The organism is Vibrio sp. Vb0349 (assembly GCF_033338975.1).
The window spans coordinates 1-1931 of sequence record NZ_JAWOTS010000095.1 but is presented as its reverse complement, the minus strand read 5'-3'; the positions used below and the strand labels follow the sequence as shown (position 1 = coordinate 1931).

Annotated in this window: 1 protein-coding gene; it reads right to left on the bottom strand. The window is 48.7% G+C overall.

Features of this window, described 5'->3' with window-relative positions; all coding sequences use genetic code 11:
• Positions 1 to 1674: catalase/peroxidase HPI (gene katG, locus R7Q47_RS23500; RefSeq protein WP_318089505.1), on the bottom strand; the 1674-nt coding region annotated here is incomplete at its 3' end.
• Positions 1675 to 1931: the final 257 nt, after the last annotated feature.

Here is a 1931-nt window from a genome sequence, read left to right as displayed (position 1 = left end):
ATCGCCTCGACCTGGTGCGAAAGGCACAGATACATCGTGGCCCGCCGCTCGCGCAGCAAGTTCAATACCTACGTTACCAGCAAGCACGATAGCATCAGCAACGCTACAGCCCTCTTCTGCTGCGATGCTTTCTAGCACAGCAAGAACACGACTTAGACGCTCAGGCTCGTTACCTTGCCAATCTTTTTGCGGAGCCAAACGAATTCTCGCGCCATTTGCGCCACCACGTCGGTCAGAGCCACGGTAAGTACGCGCACTGTCCCAAGCGGTGCTGACCAAATCAGCGATAGACAAGCCGCTCGCTTCGATTTTGCCTTTCACAAGATCGACGTTGTAGTCCGTTTTACCTGCTGGCGTTGGGTCTTGCCAAATCAGATCTTCGCTAGGTACATCTGGGCCTAGGTAGCACGATTTTGGTCCCATATCACGGTGAGTCAGTTTGAACCACGCACGAGCAAACATATCTTCAAAGTATGCAGGGTCTTGTTGGAAACGCTCTGAAATCTTGCGATATTCAGGGTCCATTTTGAGTGCCATATCGGCGTCGGTCATGATTGGATTGTAGCGCTTAGAGCCATCTTCTACATCAACAGGCTTGTCTTGTTCTTCAATGTCGATAGGCTCCCATTGCCAAGCGCCGGCTGGGCTCTTCTTCAGTTCCCAATCGTATTTGAAAAGCAAATAGAAATAACCGTTATCCCATTGAGTCGGATGCGTTGTCCAAGCCCCTTCCAAACCACTTGTTACCGCGTCACGACCAATGCCACGAGTCTTGTGGTTCATCCAACCAAGGCCTTGTTCATGCACGTCAGCGCCTTCTGGATCTGGACCAAGGTTGGCAGCATCACCGTTACCGTGACATTTACCCACGGTATGACCACCAGCCGTTAGTGCAACAGTTTCCTCATCGTTCATTGCCATACGCGCAAATGTCACTCGCATGTCTTGCGCCGTTTTCAGTGGATCTGGGTTGCCATCCACCCCTTCTGGGTTCACATAGATCAAGCCCATCATTACTGCTGCAAGTGGGTTCTCTAAATCACGCTCTCCGGAGTAACGGCTGTTTTTCGCGCCAGTTGGCGCAAGCCACTCTTGCTCAGAACCCCAATAGGTGTCTTTTTCTGGATGCCAAATATCTTCGCGACCAAAACCAAAGCCAAAGGTTTTAAAGCCCATCGATTCATAAGCCATGTTACCTGCGAGAATAATCAGGTCGGCCCAGCTTAATTTGTTGCCGTACTTTCTCTTGATCGGCCAAAGAAGTCGGCGTGCTTTGTCTAGGTTGGCGTTATCAGGCCAAGAGTTGAGAGGGGCAAAGCGTTGGTTACCGGTTGCGGCACCACCACGTCCGTCTGCGATACGATAGCTACCAGCCGCGTGCCATGCCATACGAATCATCAAACCGCCGTAGTGTCCCCAGTCTGCTGGCCACCAATCTTGGCTGTTTGTCATTAGGTCTTTTAAGTCTTGCTTGAGTGCGTCGACGTCCAGTTTTTTAAGTTCTTCTTTGTAATTAAAATCTGGACCAAATGGATTCGTTTTGGAGTCGTGCTGATGCAGGATGTCTAAGTTTAAGGCATTCGGCCACCAATCCATCACCGACTTGTCTGTAGATGTTTGTCCACCATGCATAACTGGACATTTACCTACTGAACCGCCGTTTGTATTGCTCATATTGTACTCCTTTATTTTGTAGCCTCCTTGGCTACTCATTCTCTACTCAATGCGAAAAACATTGAATACCTGACCAAAACAGCGTAGTCCACTTGACGCAAGAAAGAAGTCTTTTTCTTCAAAATTTGCACGCTGTTTACAAGCTTTTACTGTTACCAAACATGTACATATATGCGTTTTATATGGATTCAGATCAGATTGGATTTACCCCTGAATACTTAACGCCAGACAATCTCGCCATGTTTTGATCCCACGTC